The 21,356-nt window shown below is 61.7% G+C and carries 15 protein-coding genes, 4 tRNA genes and 1 pseudogene; 13 read left to right on the top strand and 7 right to left on the bottom strand.

Annotated features, from left to right (window positions below; genetic code table 11):
* Positions 1–90: 90 nt before the first annotated feature.
* Positions 91–927 carry a transporter substrate-binding domain-containing protein gene (locus ACIPL0_RS10905; RefSeq protein WP_400596651.1) on the bottom strand — a complete coding sequence of 279 codons (837 nt, stop codon included), beginning with the start codon at positions 925–927 and terminating at the stop codon, positions 91–93.
* Between the two features lie 23 nt (positions 928–950).
* Positions 951–2,336 carry an FAD-binding oxidoreductase gene (locus ACIPL0_RS10900; protein WP_400596649.1) on the bottom strand — a complete coding sequence of 462 codons (1,386 nt, stop codon included), beginning with the start codon at positions 2,334–2,336 and terminating at the stop codon, positions 951–953.
* 355 nt (positions 2,337–2,691) lie between these two features.
* Between ACIPL0_RS10900 and ACIPL0_RS10895 the strand changes: the two genes are divergently transcribed.
* The gene (locus tag ACIPL0_RS10895; RefSeq protein ID WP_400596648.1) at positions 2,692–3,672 is read left to right on the top strand and encodes an isopenicillin N synthase family dioxygenase; all 981 of its coding nucleotides are present in this window, start codon (positions 2,692–2,694) and stop codon (positions 3,670–3,672) included.
* 231 nt (positions 3,673–3,903) lie between these two features.
* On the opposite strand, the gene ACIPL0_RS10890 is transcribed toward ACIPL0_RS10895, so the two are convergent.
* A complete protein-coding gene (locus ACIPL0_RS10890) occupies positions 3,904–5,100 on the bottom strand; it encodes an amino acid aminotransferase (protein ID WP_400596647.1) in 1,197 nt (398 codons plus the stop codon).
* 351 nt (positions 5,101–5,451) lie between these two features.
* Between ACIPL0_RS10890 and uvrB the strand changes: the two genes are divergently transcribed.
* Entirely contained in the window at positions 5,452–7,467 is a 2,016-nt protein-coding gene (gene uvrB / locus ACIPL0_RS10885) for an excinuclease ABC subunit UvrB (protein WP_400596646.1), read from the top strand.
* 170 nt (positions 7,468–7,637) lie between these two features.
* Here the strand turns inward: uvrB and ACIPL0_RS10880 are convergent, their stop codons facing one another.
* Both ACIPL0_RS10880 and ACIPL0_RS10875 read right to left on the bottom strand, forming a co-directional pair.
* Positions 7,638–9,128 carry a DHA2 family efflux MFS transporter permease subunit gene (locus ACIPL0_RS10880; protein ID WP_400596864.1) on the bottom strand — a complete coding sequence of 497 codons (1,491 nt, stop codon included), beginning with the start codon at positions 9,126–9,128 and terminating at the stop codon, positions 7,638–7,640.
* A gap of 49 nt (positions 9,129–9,177) precedes the next feature.
* Positions 9,178–10,233, bottom strand: a complete 1,056-nt coding sequence (locus ACIPL0_RS10875) for an HlyD family secretion protein (protein ID WP_400596644.1) — start codon at positions 10,231–10,233, stop codon at positions 9,178–9,180.
* A gap of 193 nt (positions 10,234–10,426) precedes the next feature.
* Between ACIPL0_RS10875 and gltX the strand changes: the two genes are divergently transcribed.
* The 9 genes from gltX (at position 10,427) to ACIPL0_RS10830 (ending at position 15,585) form a co-directional block, all read left to right on the top strand.
* Positions 10,427–11,908 (top strand): glutamate--tRNA ligase, encoded by a 1,482-nt coding sequence (gltX, locus tag ACIPL0_RS10870; RefSeq protein ID WP_400596643.1) that lies wholly within the window; start codon positions 10,427–10,429, stop codon positions 11,906–11,908.
* A 236-nt stretch (positions 11,909–12,144) separates the two neighbouring features.
* Positions 12,145–12,220: transfer RNA gene (locus ACIPL0_RS10865), tRNA-Ala, on the top strand.
* An 85-nt stretch (positions 12,221–12,305) separates the two neighbouring features.
* Positions 12,306–12,381: transfer RNA gene (locus ACIPL0_RS10860), tRNA-Glu, on the top strand.
* 53 nt (positions 12,382–12,434) lie between these two features.
* A tRNA-Ala gene (locus ACIPL0_RS10855) sits at positions 12,435–12,510 on the top strand.
* 51 nt (positions 12,511–12,561) lie between these two features.
* Positions 12,562–12,637: transfer RNA gene (locus ACIPL0_RS10850), tRNA-Glu, on the top strand.
* 298 nt (positions 12,638–12,935) lie between these two features.
* Positions 12,936–13,475: a TetR/AcrR family transcriptional regulator gene (locus tag ACIPL0_RS10845; RefSeq protein ID WP_400596642.1), complete on the top strand. Its 540-nt coding sequence runs from the start codon at positions 12,936–12,938 to the stop codon at positions 13,473–13,475.
* 84 nt (positions 13,476–13,559) lie between these two features.
* Positions 13,560–14,000, top strand: a complete 441-nt coding sequence (locus ACIPL0_RS10840; protein WP_400596641.1) for an acyl-CoA thioesterase — start codon at positions 13,560–13,562, stop codon at positions 13,998–14,000.
* Between the two features lie 66 nt (positions 14,001–14,066).
* A complete protein-coding gene (locus tag ACIPL0_RS10835) occupies positions 14,067–15,026 on the top strand; it encodes a tRNA dihydrouridine synthase (RefSeq protein WP_400596640.1) in 960 nt (319 codons plus the stop codon).
* Between the two features lie 115 nt (positions 15,027–15,141).
* Complete coding sequence (locus tag ACIPL0_RS10830) at positions 15,142–15,585, top strand: Hsp20 family protein (protein WP_400596639.1); 444 nt, start codon at positions 15,142–15,144, stop codon at positions 15,583–15,585.
* Between the two features lie 260 nt (positions 15,586–15,845).
* Here the strand turns inward: ACIPL0_RS10830 and ACIPL0_RS10825 are convergent.
* Both ACIPL0_RS10825 and ACIPL0_RS10820 read right to left on the bottom strand, forming a co-directional pair.
* Positions 15,846–17,924 (bottom strand): annotated as a pseudogene (locus ACIPL0_RS10825) (putative bifunctional diguanylate cyclase/phosphodiesterase); the annotation flags it as partial.
* 105 nt (positions 17,925–18,029) lie between these two features.
* Positions 18,030–18,908: a LysR family transcriptional regulator gene (locus ACIPL0_RS10820; RefSeq protein ID WP_400596638.1), complete on the bottom strand. Its 879-nt coding sequence runs from the start codon at positions 18,906–18,908 to the stop codon at positions 18,030–18,032.
* Positions 18,909–19,063: 155 nt separating this feature from the next.
* On the opposite strand from ACIPL0_RS10820, the gene leuC reads away from it, so the two are divergent.
* Both leuC and leuD read left to right on the top strand, forming a co-directional pair.
* Positions 19,064–20,488, top strand: coding sequence for a 3-isopropylmalate dehydratase large subunit (gene leuC / locus ACIPL0_RS10815; RefSeq protein WP_400596637.1), 1,425 nt, complete (start codon positions 19,064–19,066; stop codon positions 20,486–20,488).
* Between the two features lie 10 nt (positions 20,489–20,498).
* On the top strand, positions 20,499–21,143 hold the full coding sequence (gene leuD, locus ACIPL0_RS10810; RefSeq protein WP_400596636.1) for a 3-isopropylmalate dehydratase small subunit: 645 nt from the start codon (positions 20,499–20,501) through the stop codon (positions 21,141–21,143).
* Positions 21,144–21,356 lie beyond the last annotated feature (213 nt).

The raw sequence follows: 21,356 nt of genomic DNA, 5'->3' as shown, positions 1-21,356 counted from the left end.
GTAGGAGTGAGCTTGCTCGCGATAGCGCCAGGTCAGGCACCACCGTGGTGACTGACAGTCCTCATCGCGAGCAAGCTCACTCCTACAGTGTTACCAGGTTGGCTCGAAATCCCCTTTTGGCACGTCCATTTCGGCGCCGAGCCATTTTTTCTGCAGGGCGGCGAGGCGGCCGTCGTCGTGCATCTTGGTCACGGCGGCGTCCAGCGCGGCGATCAGGCTGTCGGCGTCGGCATCCTTGCGGCCCAGGTAGGCGAAGTAGGATTTTTTGCCGAACGGCGGCTGCACCACTTTGTAGAGGTTGCTCTTCTGCGCGGCGACGTAGGAAATGTTCGGCAACGAGTTGGCCACCGCGACGATGCGCTTGGCCGCCAGGTCCGCGTAGGCCTGGTTGTTGTCGACGTATTCGCGCACAGTGACTTTCTCCGGCAGCGTCGCTGCGAAGGTCTTCAGCTCTTCCAGCTGCGCCGAGCCCTTGCCCGCACCGACGGTCTTGCCGGCGATGTCCTCAGGCTTCTTGATGCTGTCGTCCTTGGCGCTGACCATCAGCGCCACGGTCGCCTCGGCAATCGGCGAGACGAAGTGGTAGCGCTCCTTGCGCGCCTTGGTGACGATGATCGGCCCGGCGACCACGTCGAATTTCTTCGCCTCAAGGCCCGGCAGCACGCTCGGCCATGGCAGGTCGAGGAACTTGACCTTGACCCCCAGCTCCTTGCCCAGCTCTTCGAACAGCTCGGCGTTCAGGCCTTTCTGTTTGCCGCCTTCGAGGAAGTCGAAAGGCGCGAACTGCATTTCCGTACCGACCACCAGCTCACCGGCCTTTTTCACGTCGGCCAACTGGTCGGCGTGGGCTGCCATCGGCAGCAGGGCCAGCGCGACAGCGATGCTCAAACTTTTCAACGGTTTGCTGAACAGAGAATCGAGTTGCATGGGGAGCGCTCCTAGATCGGCGTTTAGCCGAGGATTTTTCCGGGGTTGAGAATGCCTTTGGGGTCAAAGCAGTGTTTCAGCTCGGCCATGGCTTGCAGGGCTTCGGGGCTGACCGAGTGGTGGAGAAATTCGCGCTTGAGCAGGCCGATGCCGTGTTCGGCGGACACCGCGCCGCCCAGCTCGCCGACCGCCGCGTAGACCATGTCCTCGACCTCAAAGACGGGGGCCGGCTGCGGCAGGGTGTTGAGGTCGACAGTCAGGTGCAGATTGCTGTCGCCGATATGGCCGAAGTACACGCTGTGGTTGCCCGGCCAGCGTTGATCCAGACGCTTGCGGCAGAGCGCGGCGAAATCGCCGATCTGGCCGATGGGCAAGCTGATGTCGAAGTTCAGCGGGGCGAGACGCACCGGGAATTCACCGGTGGCTTCGCGGATCTTCCACAGGCTGCGGGCCTGGGTCTGCGAGGTGGCGAGAATGGCATCGACCACTTCACCGGCCTCGAACGCGTCCTGCAAGGTCTGCTCAAGGATTTCCGCACTGGCGGCGGATTCCAGCAGCACGTACAGCGGATGATGGTCGGGCATCGGCGCCACCGGGTTTTCCAGCCAGGACACGCCCATGCGGAAGAAGTCCTGCCACATCAGCTCATACGCCTGAGGCGTACCGGCGCTGGCCTGAACCCTTCGCAACAGGCTGACCGCGCTGGCGTAGTCGGGCAGGGCGCAGAGCAGGGTGGTGGTCGGGCCCGGTTGCGGGGCGATCTTCAACACTGCGCGGGTGATCACGCCGAGGGTGCCTTCGCTGCCGATGAAGCACTGCTTGAGGTCATAGCCGCAGTTGTTCTTGATCATCTTGTTCATCAGGTTCAGCACGCGACCGTCGGCCAGCACCACCTCCAGGCCGAGTACCAGGTCGCGGGTCATGCCGTAGCGAATCACTGCATTGCCGCCGGCATTGGTGGCGATGTTGCCGCCGATCTGGCACGAGCCACGGGCGCCGAGGTCCAGCGCGAACAGGTAGCCGGCGTCGGCCACCGCTTGCTGGATTTCCTGCAGGGTGGTGCCGGCGCGTACGGTGACGGTGGCCGAGGCGACGTCGATTTCCTCGATGCCGCGCAGACGGTCCAATGACAGGGCGATATCGCCGGTACGCGGTACGGCGCCGCCAGCCAGACCGGTCATGCCGCCCTGGGGCACCACCGGCTGACCGGCGTCATTGCAGATGCGCAGGGCGATGGCCACCTGTTCGGTGTCGCGGGGCAGGATCAGCGCCGCCGGACAGGCTGGCGCGTGCCGGGTCCAGTCGCTGTGATGGCGCTGGCTGATGGCCTCGTCGGTCAGGACTTGCGCGTCACCAAGGGCGTCGCGCAGGCGGGCAATGGTCTGTTGGACATCGGTGATGGGCAGCAATGGGAAATCCTGGCTCGGGCTGTATAGACAGCCGAGGCAAGATTCAGGCCTGTTCTTCAATTTCGCCGGAATGGCTCTGCTAGCCGTGCGACATCATGCAGCGCGATTGCTGAGGTCGAAATCTGTCACCAAAAGTTGCACCGATTGTGCCCGTGCTGCCCGTTGCTGGGGCGTTGGGAAACCAGATAGAGAGCCTGTAGGAGTGAGCTTGCTCGCGATGGCGTCGTGTCAGACGCCCTATAGGTGTCTGACCCAATGCAATCGCGAGCAAGCTCACTCCTACAAGTTTGCGCACGGCACACTAAATGCTTGACCCTGTCTATACAGCTCACTCCCACCACCGCCAGGAGCCTGCATGACTGTCACTGCCAACCTTCCGCTGATCGACATGGCCGGTGTCCGCGACGGCGACGCAGCGGCGTTGCAACGCGCGGGCGATGCCATTCGCCAGGCCTGCGAAGAAACCGGTTTTTTCTACATCATCAACCACGGCGTGCCGCAAACCGTGATCGACACGGCGATGGCCGCGGCGAAAACCTTTTTTGCCTACCCGCCGGAGGTCAAGCGCCAGGTGGCAGTGAACAAACGCCACCGTGGCTGGCATGCGCTGGGCGGCGCGCTGATGTACGAAGCGACCAAACCGGACTTCAAGGAGTTCTTCAGCATGGGCCTGGAGTTGCCGGAGGACGACCCGTGCGTCGTCGCCGGTGAAGCCTTGCGCGGTCCTAACCAGTGGCCGGATTTCATGCCGGAGTTGCGCATGGCACTGGATGCCTATTACGCGGAAATCGGCCAGGCCGGTGCTGATCTGTTGAAAGCTGTCGCGGTCGGTCTGGGCATCGCGCCGGACTTTTTCGCGCCCAAGTACGGCAAGCGCCTGCAACGCACGCAGATGGTCTATTACCCGCCGCATCCGCCGATGGCCGAGGCCGATCAGTTCGGCGTCGCGCCGCACACCGACTATGGCTGCATCACCTTGCTGTATCAGGACAACAGCGGCGGCTTGCAGGTGCGCGAGCTGGGCAGCAACAGCTGGATCGACGCCACGCCCATCGAGGGCAGCCTGGTGGTCAACGTCGGTGATCTGCTGGCGCGCTGGTCCAACGACCGCTTCCGCTCGACCCTGCACCGGGTGATCAACAAGTCCGGGCATGAACGCTATTCGATCGCGACCTTCTACGATCCGACCTACAGCGCCATCGTCGACCCGTGCGATCTGGGCATCGACGCCCCGGCGAGCCTGTATCCCGCGGTGGCGGCGGGGGATTACATCCTCAAGCGCATCGATGATTCGATGGCGTATCGCAAGAAAGGGACCGGCAACGCGTCAGTGTAGGAGTGAGCTTGCTCGCGATGCGTAATGTCTGACATTGCATTGCTGAATGACACGACGCATCGCGAGCAAGCTCACTCCTACAGGTTTTGTCGTAGCCGACTCCGGTAAGCATAAAAAAGGGGAAGCAGACCGAAGTCCGCTTCCCCTCTCTGACCCTCGTAGCAGTCCGGCTTGCCGGCGATAGCGACCCAGAAGACGCCACCGCTGGCAAGCCATGCTGCTACAGACTGGTTAAATCACCGCAAGAATGGCCTTGGTCACCACTTCGATGTTGCTCTTGTTCAGCGCAGCCACGCAGATGCGGCCGGTGTCCAGGGCGTAGATGCCGAACTCGTTGCGCAGACGGTGAACCTGCTCTTTGGTCAGGCCCGAGTAGGAGAACATGCCGCGCTGGCGGGCGACGAAGCTGAAGTCCTGACCGGCGGCGTTGTTGGCCAGGCGGTTGGTCATTTCTTCACGCATGCCACGGATGCGCAGGCGCATTTCGGCCAGTTCGTCTTCCCACTTCTGACGCAGCTCCGGGCTGTTCAGTACGGCAGCCACGATGGTTGCGCCGTGGGTCGGCGGGTTGGAGTAGTTGGTGCGGATCACGCGCTTGACCTGGGACAGCACGCGCGCGGTCTCTTCCTTCGACTCGGTGACGATCGACAGCGCACCGACGCGCTCACCGTACAGCGAGAACGATTTGGAGAACGAGCTGGAGGCGAAGAAGGTCAGGCCCGAATCGGCGAACAGACGGACTGCCGCAGCGTCTTCGTCGATGCCGTCGCCAAAGCCCTGATAGGCCATGTCGAGGAACGGCACGTGGCCCTTGGCCTTGAGCACTTCGAGGACTTTCTTCCAGTCTTCCAGAGTCAGGTCGACGCCGGTCGGGTTGTGGCAGCAGGCGTGCAGCACGACGATCGAGCCGGACGGCAGGTTTTGCAGGTCTTCGAGCATGCCGGCACGGTTCACGTCGTGGGTGGCAGCGTCGTAGTAGCGATAGTTCTGCACCGGGAAGCCGGCGGTTTCGAACAGCGCGCGGTGGTTTTCCCAGCTCGGGTCGCTGATGGCCACGACGGCGTTCGGCGACAGTTGCTTGAGGAAGTCGGCGCCGATCTTCAGCGCGCCGGTACCGCCAACGGCCTGCACGGTCATCACGCGGCCGGAGGCCAGCAGTGGCGACTCGGCACCGAACAACAGGGTCTGCACGGCCTTGTCGTAGGCTGCGATACCGTCGATCGGCAGGTAGCCGCGCGGTACGTGTTGAGCGACACGGATTTCCTCTGCTTCGGCAACGGCACGCAGCAGCGGAATCTTCCCTTCTTCGTTGCTGTAGACGCCGACGCCCAGGTTGACCTTGGTGGTACGGGTATCGGCGTTGAATGCTTCGTTGAGGCCCAGGATAGGATCGCGTGGTGCCATTTCGACAGCGGAGAACAGGCTCATTTTTGCGGCAGCTCTGATGGGGGAGTGAATAGGTCGCATCGCTCCGGCCGAATGCACTAGAGCGGTGCACAAACGGGGAGCTAGTATAGAGGCCATCGCCGGTGGGGGCGACAGCCCAAGGCCGGTTTTTTCCGGGTTTTTCCGATTATTTTGCGACCGTCAGTCCTGTTCTGCGGACTAATGTCCTGATGATGGCTTGAAAGCCGACGATGGCGGCTCCACTTGTGCTTCCATCACTTCCTTATCAGTACGTCTTTTCCCGCGGCGGGATCAGTCGTCCGCGCTCGATCACGCCAGGCACTGAACGATGGTTCAGGCGGCTGTGATGCTTGCGATCTCACGAGGTACGTCATGTCCGAGTTTCAACTGGTTACCCGTTTCGCGCCGGCCGGCGACCAGCCGGAAGCCATTCGCCAGATGGTCGAAGGCATCGACGCCGGGCTGTCGCACCAGACCCTGCTCGGTGTGACCGGCTCGGGCAAGACCTTCAGCATCGCCAACGTCATTCAGCAGGTGCAGCGGCCGACCCTAGTGCTGGCGCCGAACAAGACCCTGGCCGCGCAGCTGTACGGCGAGTTCAAGGCGTTTTTCCCGAACAACGCCGTCGAGTACTTCGTGTCCTACTACGACTATTACCAGCCGGAAGCCTATGTGCCGTCGTCGGACACCTTCATCGAGAAGGATGCCTCGATCAACGACCACATCGAACAGATGCGCCTGTCGGCGACCAAGGCGCTGCTGGAGCGCAAGGACGCGATCATCGTCACCACGGTGTCGTGCATCTACGGTCTGGGCAGCCCGGAAACCTACTTGCGCATGGTTCTGCACGTCGACCGCGGCGACAAGCTCGATCAGCGCACCTTGCTGCGCCGCCTGGCTGACTTGCAGTACACCCGCAACGACATGGATTTTGCCCGTGCCACGTTCCGCGTGCGCGGCGACGTGATCGACATCTTCCCGGCCGAATCGGACCTGGAAGCCATCCGCATTGAACTGTTCGACGACGAAGTGGAAAGCCTGGCGGCGTTCGACCCGCTGACCGGCGAGGTCATCCGCAAGCTGCCGCGCTTCACCTTCTACCCCAAGAGCCACTACGTGACGCCGCGGGAGACCCTGCTGGAAGCGGTCGAGGGCATCAAGGTCGAATTGCAGGAACGCCTGGATTATCTGCGCGGCGCCAACAAGCTGGTGGAAGCCCAGCGTCTGGAACAGCGCACCCGTTTCGATCTGGAGATGATCCTCGAACTGGGCTACTGCAACGGCATCGAAAACTACTCGCGCTACCTCTCGGGCCGTCCTGCCGGGGCGCCGCCGCCAACGCTGTACGACTACCTGCCGCCGGATGCGCTGCTGGTGATCGACGAATCCCACGTCAGCGTGCCGCAGGTCGGCGCCATGTACAAAGGCGACCGTTCGCGCAAGGAAACCCTGGTGGAATACGGCTTCCGCCTGCCGTCGGCGCTAGACAACCGGCCGATGCGGTTTGACGAGTGGGAAGCGGTCAGCCCGCAGACCATCTTCGTTTCGGCCACGCCGGGGCCTTATGAGGGCGAGCATGCCGGGCGGGTGATCGAGCAGGTGGTGCGGCCGACCGGTCTGGTCGACCCGCAGGTGGAGATCCGTCCGGCGCTGACCCAGGTCGACGACCTGCTGTCGGAGATCAAGAAGCGCGTGGCGCTGGAGGAGCGGATTCTGGTCACGACCCTGACCAAGCGCATGTCCGAAGACCTTACCGACTATCTGGGCGACCACGGTGTACGCGTGCGCTATCTGCACTCGGACATCGACACCGTCGAGCGGGTCGAGATCATCCGCGACCTGCGGCTGGGCACCTTCGACGTGCTGGTGGGGATCAACCTGCTGCGCGAAGGCCTGGACATGCCGGAAGTGTCGCTGGTGGCGATTCTCGACGCCGACAAGGAAGGCTTCCTGCGTTCCGAGCGCTCACTGATCCAGACCATCGGCCGTGCGGCGCGTAACCTCAATGGTCACGCGATTCTGTACGCGGACAACATGACCGGCTCGATGGAGCGCGCCATCGGCGAGACCGACCGGCGCCGGGAAAAGCAGATTGCCTTCAACCTGGCCAACGGCATCGTGCCCAAGGGCGTGGTCAAGGACATCACCGACATCATGGAAGGTGCCACCGTGCCGGGCTCGCGCAGCAAGAAGCGCAAAGGCATGGCCAAGGCCGCCGAGGAAAACGCCAAGTACGAAGCCGAATTGCGCTCGCCAAGCGAAATCAACAAGCGCATCCGCCAGATGGAGGAAAAGATGTACCAACTGGCCCGCGACCTGGAGTTCGAAGCCGCAGCGCAGATGCGCGACGACATCGCCAAGCTGCGTGAGCGGTTGTTGACCGTTTGAGTCCGATCCAGCGCTGTTTCCGTGGGAGGGAGCTCTGCTCGCGAAAGCGTCATTTCAGTCGATATCAATGCTGACTGACCTACCGCTTTCGCGAGCAGAGCTCCCTCCCACGGCCTTCGGCCAGAATCAAAAGCGTCCGTGCAACAAGCCCCGTAGCCGTTTGACGGCAATCAATGCCCCGCCCCGCCCTTGATCCCCGCCGGCAGTTTCTTGGTCAACATTACTGCCAGCATGCTGATCCCCAACGCCAGCGCGACGAAGTGGAAGGCATCGTTGTAGGCCATGATCGCCGCCTGCTGGTGGGTGATTTCACTGAGTTTGCCCAGCGCTGCCGTTTCATTGCCGAGCCGGTCGGTGAGCATCGCCATGCGTTCGGCCACTTGCGGGTTGGCCGGGGAGATGGATTCGCGCAGATAGTCGAAGTAGGTCTTGGTCCGCGCATCCAGCAGGGTCGCCAGCAGGGCGATACCGATGGCACCGCCCAGATTGCGCAGAATATTGAACAGGCTCGACGCCGAGCCCGCGTCCTGCGGCTGCACGTAGGAGGTGGCGATCAGCGAAATGGTCACCATGACCATTGGCTGACCGAGCGCGCGAATGATCTGGATATGGTTGAACTGCGGCCCGGCAAAGTCCGGATTGAGACCGCCTGAAGCGAAGCTGGCAATCCCGAACAGGCCGAAGCCGAGGGTACACAGCACTTTCGGCGAAATGATCTTCATCAACTGCGGCACCAGCGGGATCAGAAACAGCTGCGGAATGCCCATCCACATGATCACTTCGCCGATCTGCTGGGCGTTGTAGCCCTGGATCTGCGCCAGATACAGCGGCAGCAGGTAGATCGATCCATACAGCCCGACGCCCATGCCGACGCTGGAAATGCTCGACAGACCGAAGTTGCGGTTGCCGAGGATGCCCAGATTGATCAGCGGGTTGGGCCGGGAAAACTGGATGATCACAAAGGTGATCAGGCTGATCAGGGCGACGCTGCCCAGGCTGAGGATCAGGCTCGACTCCAGCCAGTCCTTGCGATGGCCTTCCTCCAGAAACACCTGCAGACAGCCCAGGCCGACGCCGAGGGTGACGATCCCCGCGTAATCGGTGCTTTTGAGCAACTCCCAGTGCGGCGCCTTCTTTTCCAGGCCGTACATCAGCCCGGCGATCATCACCAACCCCGGCGGGATGTTGATGTAAAAGATGTACTCCCAACCGAAATTCTCGGTCAGCCAGCCGCCCAGCGTCGGGCCGATGGACGGCGCGAAGGTGGCGGTCATGGCGAACAGCGCCATGCCCTTGGCGCGGTGGTGCTCCGGCAGCTTGATCAGGGTCAGGGTGAAGGCCAGCGGAATCAGCGCACCGCCGGTGAAGCCCTGCATGGCTCGGAACACGATCATGCTCTCCAGGCTCCAGGCCATCGAGCAGAGCAGGGAAGAGGCGAGAAAACCCAGCGACACCCAGACCGCCAGCCGTCGTGCCGAGAGCAACTGCACCAGCCAGGCGGTGAGCGGGATCATGATGATCTCGGCCACCAGATACGAGGTGGAGATCCATGAGCCTTCTTCCAGGGTCGCCGACAGCGCGCCTTGAATGTCCTTGAGCGACGAGTTGGTGATCTGGATGTCGAGCACGGCCATGAAGGCGCCGAGCATCACGCTCATCACCGCAATCCAGTCGCGCCGGGTAGGCTCGCCGACCGGGCGCAGCAGTTGATCACCGGCCACTGGCGTTCTCGTTTGCCGGCTTGATATTGACCGACACGGTCACCGACATGCCGGGGCGGATCTTGCCGCGCAGCGGATTGTCGGGGGCGAAGGTGAGTTTGACCGGAATCCGCTGCACGACCTTGGTGAAGTTGCCGGTGGCGTTGTCCGGCGGCAACAGGCTGAACTGCGCCCCGGAGGCGGCGAACAGGCTGTTGACCCGGCCCTGGATCGGTGTGCCGGGGAAGCTGTCGAAGGTCAGCTCGGCGGACTGGCCGATGTCCATGTGCTCGATCTGGGTTTCCTTGAAGTTGGCCTGCACCCAGATGTCTTCGTCCGGCACGATCGACAGCAGATAGGCACCTGCCTGCACGTACTGGCCGTTGCGTGCCGCGCGCTGACCGATCAGGCCGCTGATCGGCGCGTGGATTTCGGTGCGTTGCAGGTTGATCTGCGCCTGGGCGAGGTCGGCGCGGGCGGTGGCGATCTGCGCGTCGAGACGCTTGATATCGGCGGTCAGCGCATTGACCTGCTGGCGCTGGCCCTGCGCATCGGCCTGGGCCTTGCTGACCTGCGAGCGGGCGACATTGCTGTCGGCGGTCATGGTGGTGACTTGTTCCTCCGACACGAAGCCCGGCTTGCGCAGCTTCTGCAGACGCGCCAGATCGATCTGGGTGCGGCCAAGCGTGGCCTGATTGGCCTGAACCTGGGCTTCACTGGCAGCGATCAGGCTCGATTGCTGGGTCAGCTTGCTTTGCGCCTGCACGCGCTCGGCCTCGCGGGTGGCGAGGGTGGCCTGGGCACGTTCCACGTTCAGGCGGAAATCGTCCGGCTCCAGCCGCACCAGCAACTGGCCTTTTTCCACATGCTGGTTGTCCTGCACCAACACCTCGTCAATGCGCGCGCCCAACTGGCTCGATACCCGAGTGATTTCACCCTGGACGTAGGCGTTGTCGGTGCTTTCATAAAAGCGCCCGTGCAGATACCACTGGGCGAAAAAGGCGAGGGCGATCAGCAGGACCACCACGAGAAAGATGAACAGGCGGCGTTTGAGTTGGGCGGGCATGGTCGTTCTTGTTTATTGGAGTGCGAAGAAATCTAGCAGCAAACAAAGTCTGGCACCTAGCCATCGTTGCAATAATGACCGGAAATGATATTCCGGTATTCATTCGCTGGCCGCCTCGCTGTCCCCGACGCTGGAGCCACAAGGGCTGCGCCTGCTAAGATTCGCCGCTTGTTCGACCTATTCGGAATTTTCCATGACCACCGTTCGTACCCGCATCGCGCCATCGCCTACCGGCGACCCCCACGTTGGCACGGCTTACATCGCGCTCTTCAACTATTGCTTCGCCAAACAGCACGGCGGCGAGTTCATTTTGCGCATTGAAGACACCGACCAACTGCGCTCGACCCGCGAGTCCGAACAACAGATTTTCGACGCCCTGCGCTGGCTCGGCATCGAGTGGAGCGAAGGCCCGGACGTCGGCGGCCCGCACGGCCCGTACCGTCAGAGCGAGCGCGGCGACATTTACAAGAAGTACGTGCAGCAACTGGTCGACGCCGGCCATGCCTTCCCGTGCTTCTGCACCGCCGAAGAACTCGACCAGATGCGCGCCGAGCAGATGGCCCGCGGCGAAACCCCGCGTTATGACGGCCGCGCGCTGCTGCTGTCGAAGGAAGAAGTCGAGCGCCGTCTGGCCGCTGGCGAGCCCCATGTTATCCGCATGAAGGTGCCGAGCGAGGGTGTCTGCGTGGTGCCGGATATCCTCCGTGGCGACGTCGAGATCCCGTGGGACCGCATGGACATGCAGGTGCTGATGAAGACCGACGGTCTGCCGACCTACTTTCTCGCCAACGTGGTCGACGACCACCTGATGGGCATCACCCATGTGCTGCGCGGCGAAGAGTGGCTGCCGTCGGCACCGAAGCTGATCCTGCTCTACGAATACTTCGGCTGGGAAAAACCGGCGCTGTGCTACATGCCGCTGCTGCGTAACCCGGACAAGAGCAAGCTGTCCAAGCGCAAGAACCCGACCTCGGTGACCTTCTACGAACGCATGGGCTTCATGCCTGAAGCGATGCTCAACTACCTGGGCCGCATGGGCTGGTCGATGCCGGACGAGCGCGAGAAGTTCTCGCTGCAGGAAATGGTCGATAACTTCGACTTGAACCGCGTCTCGCTGGGTGGTCCGATCTTCGACATCGAGAAGCTGTCCTGGCTCAACGGTCAGTGGCTGCGCGAGTTGCCGGTCGAAGAGTTCGCCGCACGGGTGCAGAAGTGGGCATTCAACAGCGACTACATGATGAAGATCGCGCCGCACGTACAGGGTCGCGTCGAAACCTTCAGCCAGATCGCACCGCTGGGCGGTTTCTTCTTCGCCGGTGGCGTGACCCCGGACGTGAAACTGTTCGAGCACAAGAAGCTGTCGCCGGAGCAGGTGCGTCAGGTGATGCAGTTGATCCTGTGGAAGCTGGAGTCCCTGCGTCAGTGGGAGAAGGACAGGATCACCGGCTGCATCCAGGCCGTCGTCGAGCATCTGGAGCTGAAGCTGCGTGACGCCATGCCGCTGATGTTTGCTGCTATCACCGGACAGGCCAACTCGGTGTCGGTGACCGACGCCATGGAAATCCTCGGCCCGGACCTCACTCGCTACCGTCTGCGCCAGGCGCTGGACATGCTTGGCGGCGTGTCTAAGAAAGAAAACAAGGAATGGGAAAAGCTGCTGGGCGCTATCGGCTAAGCAGCTGTCGGCCGCGGTCGGCTTCCCGCGTGGGAGCAGGCCATGGCCGACAAGCCCCTGTTTTTCCGGGCGGAAACACGGGGGAGGGCGGTAAGTGTTTGTTATCCCGGAAATTTTTTTTGAAATTTGTTTAAAAAAAGTTTGACAGGGTTCCGGGTCGCACTTAATATGCGCCCCGTCCACACGACAACACGGAAAACAAAGCGGAAACGCAGCGTGATCCAAGCGTCAAATGTGGGGCTATAGCTCAGCTGGGAGAGCGCCTGCATGGCATGCAGGAGGTCAGCGGTTCGATCCCGCTTAGCTCCACCAAATTAGAAGCTTCAAGGTCGGCTACACTGCCTTGAAGTTTGTACCGCGAATCGGAACCAGCGCCGATAGGGTACGCAAGGGTTACGTCCCCTTCGTCTAGTGGCCTAGGACACCGCCCTTTCACGGCGGTAACAGGGGTTCGAGTCCCCTAGGGGACGCCACGTTTCACCGAGAGAAGCCGCAAGGTCGATCTCCGCCGAGAGGCGTAAAATTTGGGGCTATAGCTCAGCTGGGAGAGCGCCTGCATGGCATGCAGGAGGTCAGCGGTTCGATCCCGCTTAGCTCCACCAATTCGCCAGGATTGGTCAGAAACATCTGACGGATCCGACTGAAGGTTTTGCGTCCCCTTCGTCTAGTGGCCTAGGACACCGCCCTTTCACGGCGGTAACAGGGGTTCGAGTCCCCTAGGGGACGCCACGATTTCTCGCTCTGCGAGACCAAGGGTCATTCGATTATTGAATGGCCCTTTTGTTTTTTTGGGGTTTTATTTTCCAGACCCTTCCTTTCGCCCATCCGGGCCGAATCCATTTCCGAAACGAACGCGATCTCCTGTGGGAGCCCTGCTCGCGAATACGATTCATCGGCCCACATTGCGTTGTCTGACACGGCGTATCCGCGAGCAGGGCTCCCTCCCACGGATAATTGTGTTGCCCATGCCATGCTTGCGATCTTCGATGATGCAGATAATATTATCTTCATCATTTCGGAGGCGCTGATGAACGACAAAAAGGCACAAACCCGCGAACGCATTCTCAACGCAGCCAGTTCGGCGCTGATCGCCCGTGGGCCGGTGGAGCCGAGCGTCAACGAGATCATGGGCGCGGCCGGGCTTACCGTGGGCGGCTTCTATGCGCATTTCGACAGCAAGGAAGCCTTGATGCTGGAAGCGTTCAACCAGTTGCTCAAGGAGCGGCGGGACATGGTCGCCGGGATCGATGATCAGTTGCCCGGTGAAGAGCGCCGGGCGCTGCTGGCAGCGTTCTACCTGTCGCGCAAACACCGCGACGCCGAAGAGCATGCCTGCCCGCTGCCGACCGCCATCGGCGAAATGGCCCGTCTGTCCGATGACTTTCGTGGCGCACTGGCCGAACACCTGGAATTGATGGTGGCGGAGCTGGCTTCCAGCCCCGAAGAAACTGACGACACCCTGGCTGATATCGCCCTGATGCTCGGCGGTCTGGCGCTGGCGCGGGCGTTGGGACCGAGCGCAATGTCCGACCGCGTATTGCGCGCTGCCAAGTCGGCCATGCGCTGACGCGATCCAGACACCGCGCTTCATGCTTCGGCGCTTTTCGTTACACTGGCCCGCATCGTGAATTCAAGAAGGGCAGGAACGAGCATGGTCTGGGATCTGGCAACGCCGTTCGTCATCGATCTGCAAGTGAGCGAGGACGACATCGATGGATTGGGGCACGCCAACAATGCGGTGTACGTCACCTGGCTGGAGCGCTGCGCCTGGCGTCACTCCCAGCAACTGGGGCTGGACCTGAGCGAATACCGGAGGCTGGACCGGGCGATGGCCGTGGTTCGCCACGAAATCGACTATCTGGCCAGCGCCTATCAGGATGACGAACTGCAACTGGCGACCTGGATCGTCGATTGGGACCAGCGCCTGAAGATGACCCGACGTTTTCAGCTCAAGCGACCCAGCGACGGCGCGACTCTGCTACGGGCGCAGACCACGTTTGTCTGCATTGAATTGTCCACCGGCAAGCCGAAGCGCATGCCGACCGAATTCATCGACGGCTACGCCCCGGCGCTGCAGATGGCGCCGGCCTGACGCGCGGTGCGTTCCCATTCCGGCCGGCTCTGCGTAAACTGCCGGACTTTTTTCCGAGTGTGATCCATGCAAATTGCTCTGGCGCCCATGGAGGGCCTGGTCGACGACATTCTGCGCGATGTGCTGACGCAGGTTGGCGGCATCGACTGGTGCGTGACCGAATTCATCCGGGTGACCGAGCGTCTGCTGCCGGCGCATTACTTCCACAAGTTCGCCTCGGAATTGCTCAATGGCGCGAAAACCCGTGCCGGCGTGCCGTTGCGCGTGCAATTGCTGGGCTCCGATCCGGTCTGTCTGGCGGAAAACGCGGCGTTCGCCGCTGAGCTGGGTGCGCCGGTCATCGACCTGAACTTCGGTTGCCCGGCCAAGACCGTCAACAAGTCCCGGGGCGGCGCGGTGTTGCTCAAAGAGCCGGAGCTGCTGCACTCGATCCTCAGCCACGTAAGGCGTGCGGTGCCGGCGCACATTCCGGTCACCGCCAAGATGCGCCTGGGCTACGACAGCACCGAACCGGCGCTGGACTGCGCCCGTGCGCTGGAGGCCGGCGGCGCCGAGCACATCGTCGTGCACGCGCGGACCAAGGTCGACGGCTACAAGCCGCCGGCTCACTGGGAATGGATCGGCAAGATTCAGGACGTGGTGAAAATCCCGATCATCGCCAACGGTGAAATCTGGACCGTCGACGACTGGCGGCGTTGCCGGGAAATCTGCGGCGCCCGCGACATCATGATCGGTCGCGGTCTGGTGGCGCGCCCTGACCTGGGTAGGCAGATCGCCGCAGCCGAAGCGGGCCGCGAGGTGGTCGAGATGACCTGGCTGGAGCTGCAGCCGCTGTTGCGCGAGTTCTGGTTGCAGGCGCTGGCGAAGATGACCCGCGTGCAGGCGCCGGGCCGTCTCAAGCAGTGGGTGGTGCTGCTGACCAAGAGCTATCCCGAAGCGACTGTGCTGTTCGATCAGCTGCGCCGCGAAACCGATTGCGATCGCATCAGCCGGATGCTGGGTGTGGAAGAGCAGGAAGTGGCCTGAGAAAAAATTTTCATAGCGACTCTTGAAACAGAAGTGACGGCACCTATTTAAGGGTTACGCGATGCCGAAGTCGGGTCGCGGAGACAACCACTTGCTGATTTATCAGGAGATTCACATGACTACCGCTTTCTCACTGGCTCCACTGTTCCGTCATTCCGTTGGCTTCGACCGTTTCAACGACCTGTTCGAATCGGCCGCCCGCAATGAATCGGCCAGCAGCTACCCTCCCTACAACGTCGAGAAACACGCAGAAGACCAATACCGCATCGTCATCGCGGCTGCGGGTTTCCAGGAAGAAGACCTTGATCTGCAGGTCGAGAAAGGCGTGCTGACCGTGACCGGCAGCAAGCGTGACAAGGCCGCCGAAGGCGTGACCTTCTTGCATCAGGGCATCGCCCAGCGTGCGTTCAAACTGTCGTTCCGCCTGGCGGACCACATTGAAGTGAAAAACGCCGCACTGGCCAACGGCCTGCTGAACATCGATCTGCTGCGTCTGGTGCCTGAAGAGGCCAAGGCCAAACGCATCCCGATCAATGGTCAGAAAACCCTGGCTCACTGATTGGTGAGTCGAGTGTAAAAAGAAGGCGCCCTGTAGGGCGCCTTTTTTGTGCCTGCGATTCGATTGTAGGAGTGAGCTTGCTCGCGATTGCGATATGTCTGCCACCTCGCCGGTGACTGCGATAACGCAATCGCGAGCAAACTCACTCCTACAAAGCGGGTGTCAGACACATTTATGCGCCTGACACACTGTCTTCGCGAGCAGAGCTCCCTCCCACAATGGACAGTGTGATGGCTCGGACCGGCGTGATTGCCCGTTGTCTAAATCTGCCGCCGCGCCAGCAACAACTCTTCAAACGCCGGCACGCTCAATGGTTCGCTGAACAGATAGCCCTGATACAGGTGGCAATCGAGCTGGGTCAGGAAATCCAGCTGGTCCTGCTGTTCCACGCCTTCGGCAATGATGGTCAGGTTGAGACTGGCGGCCATGGCGACGATGGCGCGGACGATTTCGGCGTCGTTGGGGTCGATGGTGGCGTCGCGGACGAAGGACTGATCGATCTTCAGCGCGTCCACCGGCAGGCGCTTGAGGTAGGTCAGTGACGAATAACCGGTGCCGAAGTCATCCATGGCGAAGCTGATGCCCAGCTGTTTGAGTTGCAGCATCTTGGCAATGGTGTCTTCCACGTTCTGAATCACGATGCCTTCGGTGATTTCCAGCTTGAGCATGCCGTCGGGCAGTTCGTAAGTGCGCAGGCAACGCTCCACCCGTTCGACGAAATCGACCTGGCGGAATTGCCGCGGGCTGATGTTCACGCACAGGCTGAACCCCGGCCCGATCAGGCCCTTGTGCAGCAGGCGATAACCGGTCTGGCAGGCCTGGTCGAGAATCCAGTTGCCCACTTCGAGAATCATGCCGCTTTCTTCCATGACCCGGATGAACTGGTTGGGCGGCAGATTGCCCAGGGTCGGATGTCGCCAGCGCAGCAGCGCCTCGGCGCCAACGATGCGGTTGCCGCGACTGTCCACCTGCGGCTGATAGCTGAGGCTGAATTCGCCACGGGGCTGGGCCTGGCGCAAGTCGTTTTCCATGCGCAGACGCTCGCTGGCGGCCTTCTGCATGCTGTTGTGGAACATCTGGGTGACGTTGCGCCCGGAATCCTTGGCCCGGTACAGGGCAATATCGGCACGCTTGAGCAAGTCGGCCGGGGTCGAGCCGTGGTCGGGAATCAGCGCCACGCCGATGCTCGGCGTCACCTGCAGGCGATGGCCGTCGAGAAACATCGGTTCGGCGAGCAGGTCGCGCAGGGTATCGGCCAGCGTGCGCACTTCGTCGATCACCTGTTCGCGCGAGCCTTCCAGCCCGCTGATCAGCACCACGAACTCGTCGCCGCCCAGACGCGCCACGGTATCTTCCAGGCGCACGCTGGCCTCCAGACGCGCGGTGATGATTTTCAGCACGCTGTCACCGACCGGGTGGCCCAGCGAGTCGTTGATGTGCTTGAAGTGATCGAGGTCGAGAAACAGCAGCGCACCGCGCAGCTTGTGGCGCTTGAGCAGGGCGATCTGCTGGCTCAGGCGGTCCATCAGCAAGGCGCGGTTGGGCAGGTTGGTCAGCGGGTCGTGATAGGCCAGATGCTGGATCTGCGCCTGAGCGTCTTTCAGTTCGCTGATGTCGCGGGCGGTGATCAACAGGCACGGGCGGCCATCGAGCATGATCGGGTCGATGGACACGTCCATGGTCAGAATGTCGCCGTTTTTGTTGCGCCCCAGCAGTTCACGGTGGCGAACCTTGCCGTGGTCTTCGATTTCCTGGATCAGCCGGGTGCGCTGGGTGATGTCGGCGAGGATCGCCAGTTCGAACACGGTGTGGCCGATCACCTCGGTGTTGCTGTAGCCGGTCAGGCGGCAGAAGCCGTCATTGACCTCCACGTAGCGGCCGGTGGCCTGTTCGGTGATCAGAATGGCGTCGGGGCTGGAGTGGAAAGCCTTGGCGAACTTTTCCTCGCTGGCCTTCAGCGCCTGTTCGGCGCGTTTCTGTTCGGTGGTGTCGATAAAGGTGCTGAGCAGGTACAGGCCATCGCTGAGTTCGATCCGCTGGGTGTAGAGCATGCCGTCGCGGATGTGTCCGTCGCGCCCGCGCCAGCGGCTTTCCAGGCTGGCCGGCTCTTTCGAGGCGGATGTGCGCACCAGGGCCAACTGGCGTTGCTGCGGGTCGACCCACAGGCCGATGTCCAGGGTGGTGCGGCCCATGCAGTCTTCCATCGCCCAGCCGAACGTGGTTTCGAAGTGGCGATTGGCGTTGTAGATCAGGCCGTCATCGAAGCGCGTCAGCAGCACCACATTGGGGCTGAGGTTGTACAGCGCCGCGAAATGCTGCTCGGATTCCTTGGCTGTCAACGCCAGCCCCGTCAATTGCAGGGTCGGGCGATCTGCGAATGTGGACATATGATCACGAGCCTTTGGGAAATACAGCCAGTAGGTCGATCAGTCTGCAGCACCCGCTCAGGCAATCCTCGCCTGGGCATCGAGCAACGCCATGAACGCCCGGGCGGCGTTCGATAGCGTGCGTTCCGTGTGAACAATGTAGCCTAGCTGGCGACGTAGCTGTATGCCCGGCAAAGGAATCCGCATGACCTGCTCGTCGAGCATGGTGCGGGGCAACACGCTCCAGGCCAGGCCGATGGACACCATCATCTTGATGGTTTCCATGTAGTTGGTGCTCATGGCGATATTCGGCTTCAGCCCCTGGGCTTCGCACAGGCCGCTGACGATATGGTGGGTGAAGGTGTTGCCGCCAGGAAACACGGCCGGATAAGCGGCAATGTCGGCCAGGGTCACGCTGTCGCGGCTGGCCAGCGGATGCTCGGGTGCCGCGACGAAATCCAGCGGGTCATCCCACACCGGCACGGCCTTGACCAGCGTATGGGGCTCCGGCGCCAGGGTAATGACCGCCAGCTCCGCGCGTCCATGGAGAATCTCTTCGTAGGCCACTTCCGAATCGAGGAACTGAATATCCAGCGCGACATCCGGATAGGTGCGGGTAAACGTCCTTAATAAGGAAGGCAAACGGTGCAGGCCGATGTGATGGCTGGTCGCCAGAGTCAGCCGGCCGCTGACTTCGCCGGTCAGGTTGGTCAGCGCCCGCCGGGTGTCGTCCAGCACGTTGAGGATCTGATAAGCGCGCGGCAACAGCGCGCGCCCGGCTTCCGTCAGGCTGACTTCCCGCCCAAGCCGGTCGAACAGGCGTACATTGAGTTGTTGCTCAAGGCCGGCAATGCGTTTGCTGATCGCTGGCTGGGTCAGGTGCAGCCGTTCGCCCGCCGCAGAGAAACTGCCGGTCTCGGCGATGGCGATAAAGGCGTTGAGGTTGGCCAGGTCCATCTCGAATTCCTGTTGGTTATCCAAAGCATAAAAAATATGAATTTGAGTTATTTAAGCATATTCCATAGCATTCCCCCCACAAGCCGAGGGTTATTCGACGCCACAGCGATGGCGCGGACCGGGGCATAGAAACAAGCTGATGAGGAAACCGTCTGATGGCTGGCAAAACGCTCTACGACAAGCTCTGGGATTCGCATTTGGTCAAGCAGCGCGACGATGGCTCGGCGCTGATCTACATTGACCGCCACATCATCCACGAAGTGACTTCGCCGCAAGCGTTCGAAGGCCTGCGTCTGGCCGGTCGCAAGCCATGGCGCATCGACGCCAACATCGCCACGCCGGATCACAACGTGCCGACCACCCCTGAGCGCAAGGGCGGTATCGAGGCCATCGCCGACCAGGTGTCGCGTCTGCAGGTTCAGACTCTGGACGACAACTGCGACGAGTACGGCATCACCGAATTCAAGATGAACGACACCCGTCAGGGCATCGTTCACGTCATCGGCCCGGAGCAGGGCGCCACCTTGCCGGGCATGACCGTGGTCTGCGGCGACTCGCACACGTCGACCCACGGCGCTTTCGGTGCGCTGGCCCACGGTATCGGTACCTCCGAGGTCGAGCACGTGCTTGCCACTCAGTGCCTGGTCGCCAAGAAAATGAAAAACATGCTGGTGAAGGTCGAAGGCAAACTGCCGTTCGGCGTGACCGCCAAGGACATCGTCCTGGCGATCATCGGCAAGATCGGCACCGCCGGCGGTAACGGCCACGCCATCGAGTTCGCCGGCAGCGCCATTCGCGACCTGTCCGTCGAAGGCCGCATGACCATCTGCAACATGTCTATCGAAGCCGGTGCGCGCGTTGGTCTGGTGGCGACCGACGAGAAGACCGTCGAGTACGTCAAGGGCCGTCCGTTCTCGCCAAAAGGCGAGCAGTGGGATCTGGCTGTGGAAGCCTGGAAAGACCTGGTTTCCGACGCCGATGCGGTGTTCGACACCGTGGTCGAGCTCGACGCTACCCAGATCAAGCCGCAAGTCAGCTGGGGCACTTCGCCGGAAATGGTTCTGGCTGTGGATCAGAACGTGCCGGACCCGGCTCAGGAAGCCGATCTGGTCAAGCGCGGTTCCATCGAGCGCGCCTTGAAATACATGGGCCTGAAGGCCAATCAGGCGATCACTGACATTCAGCTTGATCGCGTGTTCATCGGTTCCTGCACCAACTCGCGGATCGAAGACCTGCGTGCTGCGGCGGACATCGCCAAGGGCCGCAAGGTGGCTTCGACCATCAAGCAGGCCATCGTTGTGCCGGGCTCGGGTCTGGTCAAGGAACAGGCCGAGAAGGAAGGCCTGGACAAGATCTTCATCGAGGCCGGTTTCGAATGGCGCGAGCCAGGTTGCTCCATGTGTCTGGCGATGAACCCGGACCGCCTGGAAAGTGGCGAGCATTGCGCGTCCACCTCCAACCGCAACTTCGAAGGACGTCAGGGTGCCGGTGGCCGTACCCACCTGGTCAGCCCGGCGATGGCCGCAGCAGCGGCAGTCAACGGCCGTTTCGTCGACGTTCGCAGCATGAGCCAGCAATAAGGAGCCCAGCATGAAAGCCTTTACCCAACACACTGGCCTGGTTGCACCGCTGGATCGTGCCAACGTCGACACCGACCAGATCATTCCCAAGCAATTTCTGAAGTCGATCCGCCGCACCGGTTTCGGTCCGAACCTGTTCGACGAGTGGCGTTACCTGGATGTGGGTCAGCCGTATCAGGACAACTCCAAGCGTCCGCTGAACACCGAGTTCGTCCTCAACCACGAGCGTTATCAGGGCGCCAGCGTGCTGCTGGCCCGTGAGAACTTCGGCTGCGGTTCCAGCCGCGAACACGCGCCATGGGCGCTGGAAGAGTACGGTTTCCGCAGCATCATCGCGCCGAGCTACGCCGACATCTTCTTCAACAACAGCTTCAAGAACGGCCTGCTGCCGATCATCCTCAGCGAAAGCGAAGTGGACGAGCTGTTCAAGGTGGTGGAAGCCAACCCTGGCTACCAGTTGAAGATCGATCTGCAGGCGCAGACCGTGACCCGCGAAGACGGCAAGGTCTACAGCTTTGAAATCGACGCCTTCCGCAAGCACTGCCTGCTCAACGGCCTGGACGACATCGGCCTGACCCTGGTGGACGGCGATGCGATCGCAGCGTTCGAAAGCAAGCACCGCGCGACCCAGCCTTGGCTTTTTCGTGACGCTTGATTGATGCACAACCTGTAGGAGCCGGCTTGCTGGCGATCTGTGGGAGCGAATTTATTCGCGATGCGGTGGTGAATATTGAAGACATCTGTCGGATGTACCAGCCAATCGCGAATGAATTCGCTCCCACAGGTCAGTCTGGCAACCGTTCGCCAGCAAGCCGGCTCCTACAGTCGGGATACTTTGTTTTCTGATCGGCGCTCCAGAAGCGCCGAT

The organism is Pseudomonas sp. NPDC090208, from assembly GCF_044746785.1.
In the GTDB taxonomy this organism is placed as follows: domain Bacteria; phylum Pseudomonadota; class Gammaproteobacteria; order Pseudomonadales; family Pseudomonadaceae; genus Aquipseudomonas.
This window is presented reverse-complemented; position numbering and strand designations above follow the sequence as displayed.